General features: G+C 71.0%; 6 protein-coding genes. 4 read left to right on the plus strand and 2 right to left on the minus strand.

The genetic code is table 11. From position 1 onward, the window contains the following. Nucleotides 1-2: 2 nt before the first annotated feature. From VOI19_RS13270 to VOI19_RS13280, 3 genes are all read left to right on the plus strand, one after another. Nucleotides 3-125, plus strand: coding sequence for a hypothetical protein (locus VOI19_RS13270; RefSeq protein WP_416366381.1), 123 nt, complete (start codon nt 3-5; stop codon nt 123-125). Nucleotides 126-225: 100 nt separating this feature from the next. Further along, entirely contained in the window at nt 226-1,680 is a 1,455-nt protein-coding gene (locus VOI19_RS13275) for a phospholipid carrier-dependent glycosyltransferase (RefSeq protein ID WP_323793439.1), read from the plus strand. 6 nt (nt 1,681-1,686) lie between these two features. After that, complete coding sequence (locus tag VOI19_RS13280) at nt 1,687-3,537, plus strand: hypothetical protein (RefSeq protein WP_323793440.1); 1,851 nt, start codon at nt 1,687-1,689, stop codon at nt 3,535-3,537. Nucleotides 3,538-3,600: 63 nt separating this feature from the next. On the opposite strand, the gene VOI19_RS13285 is transcribed toward VOI19_RS13280, so the two are convergent. Both VOI19_RS13285 and VOI19_RS13290 read right to left on the minus strand, forming a co-directional pair. Beyond that, the gene (locus VOI19_RS13285) at nt 3,601-4,080 is read right to left on the minus strand and encodes a DUF3515 domain-containing protein (protein ID WP_323793441.1); all 480 of its coding nucleotides are present in this window, start codon (nt 4,078-4,080) and stop codon (nt 3,601-3,603) included. A gap of 46 nt (nt 4,081-4,126) precedes the next feature. After that, complete coding sequence (locus VOI19_RS13290) at nt 4,127-4,363, minus strand: Lrp/AsnC ligand binding domain-containing protein (protein WP_323793442.1); 237 nt, start codon at nt 4,361-4,363, stop codon at nt 4,127-4,129. Between the two features lie 141 nt (nt 4,364-4,504). On the opposite strand from VOI19_RS13290, the gene VOI19_RS13295 reads away from it, so the two are divergent. Next, entirely contained in the window at nt 4,505-5,506 is a 1,002-nt protein-coding gene (locus VOI19_RS13295) for a thiamine-phosphate kinase (RefSeq protein ID WP_323793443.1), read from the plus strand. Nucleotides 5,507-5,535: the final 29 nt, after the last annotated feature.

Genomic DNA, 5,535 nt, shown 5'->3' on the forward strand with positions numbered 1-5,535 from the left:
CGATGCCCGGCTTCACCCCGACCTCGATGTTCCCGCAGATGTGGGCGGAGTCGGGGGTCGACTACCCGACCCTCGTCGACCGCCTGCTGCGCCTGGCGCTGGCGCGCGACACCGGCCTGCGCTGAGACGTCGTCCGGTTCGCCCAACCGGCACCGCACGTCGTACTAAGTTGTGGGGCACTCGCCCCGGAGAGGTCCGCAACGCATGTCATCTGTCGAATCACCCGTGAGCTCCGCCCCGGATGCTCCGGACCCTCACGACTCGCAGCGGACCGGCTGGCTGGGCCGTGTGCCCGGCGAGCTCTACGTGCTCACCCTCATCGCCGCGGTGACGCGCTTCGCCTTTCTCGACAAGCCCCGCGCGATCGTCTTCGACGAGGTCTACTTCCGCGAGTACGCCCTGCGTTACCAGGAGGGCACCTACTACTTCGACCTCCACCCGCCGCTCGGCAAGCTCCTGCTGGGGGCGTGGGCGTGGCTCAGCGGCACCGACGCCGCGGCGGCCGGCACCGATCCCGCGGTCGCCCTGCGGATCCTGCCGGCGATGGCCGGAACCGCCCTGATCGTCGTCTTCTACCTCTTCGTACGCCGTCTCTCGGGCAGCCGCAGGCTCGCGACGCTGGCTGGCGGGCTCCTGCTGCTCGACAACGCGATTCTCGTGGAGTCGCGCGTCACGACGCTCGACAGCATGCTCCTGCTCTTCGGCCTCGGCGCCGTGACGTTGGCGCTGTACGCCCGCGACCATCGCGCTGCCCGGTCCAGCACCTATTGGTGGCTGCTGCTCGGAGCAGCCGTCCTGGGGGCGATGGCGGCCTCGGTCAAGCTCACCGGTCTCGCGCCGCTGGGTCTCGTGGGGGTGCTGTGGATGCTCGACGTCTGGGCGGAGCGGCGTGACCTGCGTCGCCAGGTGGGAGCCGTGATCGGGCAGGGACTCATGCTCCTGCTGGTGCCGATCGGCCTGTACGCCGCGAGCTTCGCCGTCCACTTCGCCCTCCTGCCCGAGAGCGGTCCGGGCGATGCCTTCATGTCCGCGGAGTTCCAGGCGACCCTCGAGGGGAGCCCGACGTACTCGCCGGACGCCGACCTGGGCTTCGTCGGGAAGTTCACCGACCTCAACAGCTCGATCCACCTCTACGAGCTCTCGCTCAACGACTCCTCGCACCCCTACGAGTCGTCCTGGACGAGCTGGCCGGTCAACAAGCGCGGGGTGTTCCTCTACGTCGCCGATGCCGGCAACGAGAAGTCCAACTACATCTACGTCCTCGGCAACCCCGTCGTGTGGTGGGGGACGCTGCTGGGCGGCGCCGTGGTGCTCGTGGGGTGGGCGCTGCGACGTGAGCGGTTCCGGCCCTACCGGTGGTCTCTGGGCTTCCTGGCCTTCGCCTGGGTGGCCGACTACCTCCCCTTCGCCCTCATCGAGCGACCGATGTTCCTCTACCACTACTTCTTCGCGCTGCTCTTCAGCCTGGCGTTCGTCGTCATCGGACTGGGCGTGCTGACCGGCTGGATCAAGGAGGGGCCGCGTCCCTTCACCTTCGACTCCCGGGTCTCGGCCGTGGGCTTCTGGTCGGTGCTGGGCGTCGCGGCGCTCGCGTTCCTCTACTTCGCCCCGATCACCTACGGCACGCCGCTGACCCCGGCGGAGCTCGAGAGCCGCATGTGGCTCAGCACCTGGCGGTAGCACTCGATGGCACTGATCTACCTCCTCTCGGCGCTGGCGCTCGGCGCCACCCTCGTGCGGCGCGTGCCGTTCGCGCTCTACCGGTTCGAGGCGGTCGCGGCAGCGATCGTCGTCGGGCTGCTCGGCTGGATCTGGCTCGCGTTCGCGCTGCTGCTCGTGCTCCCGTACGACGTCGCCCTGCCGCTGGTGGTCGTCGCGTCGCTGGTCGTCACGGTGGTGCTGTGGCGTGGGCCGAGCCCGGGGTGGCGTCCGCTCGAGGGCGGTCGTCGGGCGTGGGTGGTGTGGGGAGTCGCCACCACCCTGACGAGCGCGCTGGTGGCGCGACTCTTCTGGACCCACAGCCTGCCGCGGGAGGCCGACGGCATCTGGTCGGTCGGCGCCACCTGGGCCGACTTCGGTCTCCACTCGACCCTGGTCACCGAGTTCGCTGCCGGCTCGCGGCTCAGCGGTGACCTGCCGATCGCCAGCGGAGAGCAGCTGACCTACCCGCTCCTGGTCGACCTGCTCTCCGGCATCTACCTCCAGGGCGGGATGAGCCTGCACGGCAGCCTGTTCTGGCCCGGGGTGCTGCTGGCGCTGGCGATCTGCCAGCTCCTGATCTCGGTCGGACTGCGTCTCTTCCAGCAGATCTGGGTGGGTGTCGGCGGTCTCTGGCTGGCTCTGACGTGCGGCTCGTTCGCCGGCGTCGGGGCGGCGTGGGGCGACTGGCGGGCCAGCGGCCTGGGCCTGGGGGAGTTCCTCACCAACCTTCCCGCCGACTACTCCCAGGACGACGAGTCCAACGCCCACTTGACCAACTTGCTGGTCGACGCCATCATCCCGCAGCGCTCCATCCTGCTCGGTCTGGGAGTGGGCCTGGTGGTGTGGACCCTGCTGATCGTCGCCCGGGGACGCGGCGACGCCGTCCTGCTCTGGCCGGCCGCCGCGCTGGTGGGGCTGCTGCCCATGGCTCACCCGCACACGTTCGTCGTGATGGTGGCGCTGTTCGCGACCGTCGTCGCCGAGGCCGCCTGGCGCGCGCGGGCGATCCCGTGGGCGCACCTGTCCCCGATCTCCCTGATCGCGGCCCTGGCCCTGCCCCAGCTGATCTGGCAGCAGGCCGCCAACAGCAACGGCACCGGTGGACGTTTCCGCCTCTTCTGGCAGCACCAGGAAGGCGAGTCGCTGGCGGCCTACTGGTGGGCCAACTTCGGCCTCATGGGGCTCGCGCTGCTCGCCGCACCCCTGCTCCTGCGGCGTGACCCACGCGTGCGCTGGATGCTGCCGATGCTCGGGGTCTGGGTGATCACCCAGGTCTATGCCTTCCAGCCGTTCGAGTACGACAACCTCAAGCTCATCTACTGGGTTTACGTCGTCGGCGGGTTCTTCATCGCCCACCTCGCCGTCGAGCTCGTACGGCGGGTCCCGCTCGCCCTGGCGCTCGTGCTGCCGGTGGCGGCGGTCGTGGCCGTCCCCGGCACCCTGGCCATCACCCGTGACCTCACGACCCGCTACCTCTTCGCCGGGCCCGCCGACATCGAGCTGGCCGACTGGGCACGATCCAGCACGGCACCCGGCGCGGTGTTCGCCGCGGCCGACCGACCCAACGTGCCGGTGGCGACCCTGGCCGGGCGCAGCCTGGTGATGGGCTACCGCGGCTGGCTCTACAACTTCAACCTGCCCTACGACGAGCGCGAGGCGGCGGTGAGGGCGGCACTGGCCGGTCGGTTCGACGACCCGTTGCTCGACCGCTTCGGCGCCGACTACGTGCTGGTGTCCTTTGCCGAGGACCCCTACTGGGGGGTCGACTACGCCGCGCTGTCCGCGCAGCCGGTCGTGTGGAGCAACAGCACGTGGACGGTCTACGCCCTGCCGTGACCTGCCGTGACCTGCCGTGACCTGCCGTGACCTGCCCTGACCTGCCCTGACCGAGCCAAGCGGTCAGTTGCAGTTCTCGACCAGGGTCAGGTGTTCGTCGATCGCTGCCGCGAGCTGGGCGATGGCGGCGGCCGGACCGTCGGGGCGGTAGCCGCCGGGCACGCGGACCTCCACGACCGGACGATAGCCCGCCGCGGTCAGTGTCACGTCGGCGTCCTGGTCGATGAACTCCTCGGGCGCGACGAACCAGCCGACGCCGTTGGCGACCTCGCACGACGAGCTGGCCTGGTTGAAGTTGGCCGGCACCGCGACCCCGCAGCGCACCACGATGGCGGGGTCGCCGTAGGCAGCGCCGAGGGCATCGACCGGCTCGATCTCGCGCGGCAACTCGTCGGCGAGGGTGTCGGGCAGGTCGGCGACGAGCGCCTCGCACGCGGCGCGGTCGGAGCCGTCGAGGTCCGGGGTCGCCACGGACACCGGCCCGCCGGAGCATGCTGCGAGCAGCAGGACCAGCGGGACGGCCGTGACCAGGGGTGCGACCACGCGGGTCACCGGGACCCGGGGATCGCAGGGATCACGACGGCGAGCCTCAGATGTGGACGACCGGGCACGTCAGCGTGCGCGTGATGCCGTCGAGGTTCTGGACCTTCGAGACGACCAGCTTGCCGAGCTCGTCGACGTTGCGGGCCTCGGCGCGCACGATCACGTCGTAGGGGCCGGTGACGTCCTCGGCGAGCGTGACGCCCTTGACGAGGGCGATCGACTTGGCGACCTCCGCTGCCTTGCCGACGTCGGTCTGGATGAGGATGTAGGCCTGGACGACCATGGGTTCGCTCCTTTGCGACGGGCGGATCTTCGGGGGTGGTGCGGCGTCATGAGCGGGCGCGCACGTGAAGCACCCGACGTTGCGGGTCAACCTATCGCGGGTGCTCCTCGGACCGGAAGGCACGTCTGGTGGGATGGACGCATGTCTTCTGCACCCTCCGGTCCTGCTGCACTCCCTGCCGAGCTCCCACCGGGCGCCACCCTGGGAGACGTGGGCGAGTTCGGGCTCATCGGCAGGCTGGTCTCGGAGTTCGCGCAGGGCGAGCAGGTGCTCCTCGGACCCGGCGACGACGCCGCGGTACTGCGGGTCAAGACGGGCCACGTGGTCGTGTCCACCGACCTGCTCGTCGAGGGCCGGCACTTTCGGCGCGACTGGGTCGACGCGGTCGACGTGGGGCACCGCGCGGCGGCCCAGAACATCTCCGACATCAACGCGATGGGCGGACGCGCCCACTCGCTCACGATCGGGTTGGCGGCTCCCGCCGACCTGCCCGCGCAGTGGGCCGTCGACTTCGCCCGTGGCTTCGCCGCCGAGTGCGCCTCGGTCGGGGCCTCGGTCGTGGGTGGCGACCTCACCGGGGCCTCCGAGATCGTCGTGGCCGTAACCGTCATGGGTGCGTGCACCCGATCGCCCGTGCTGCGCTCGGGGGCGAGGCCGGGCGACGTCCTCGCCCTGGCCGGACGGCAGGGCTGGGCTGCAGGCGGACTCGCCGTCCTCGGTCGCGGCTTCCGCTCGCCGCGCGCCCTGGTGGAGGCCTACCGGCGTCCCGAGCCGCCGTACGACGCCGGTCCGGCCGCCGCAGACGCCGGTGCGACCTCGATGATCGACGTCTCCGACGGGCTCCTGGCCGAGGCTGCCCACCTCGCCGCGGGCTCCGGGGTGCTCATCGACGTCCGCCGCTCAGCCTTCGACCTGCCCGAGCCCCTCCACGCCGTCGGCGCAGCGCTCAACATCGACCCCGTCTCGCTGGTGCTCAGCGGGGGAGAGGACCACTCGCTCCTCGCCACCTTCCCCGCTGGGACGACGCTCCCCGACGGCTGGAACGTCATCGGCGAGGTCAGCGAGGTGCGTGAGGGTGACGCGGGTGCGGTGACGGTCGACGGGGCGCCGTACGACGGCCCGACCGGCTGGACCCACTTCTGATCGCTGCGGGTGGGCGCGGCGCGGGTGCC

The organism is Nocardioides sp. (genome assembly GCF_034670285.1).
Classification (GTDB): Bacteria; Actinomycetota; Actinomycetes; order Propionibacteriales; family Nocardioidaceae; genus Nocardioides.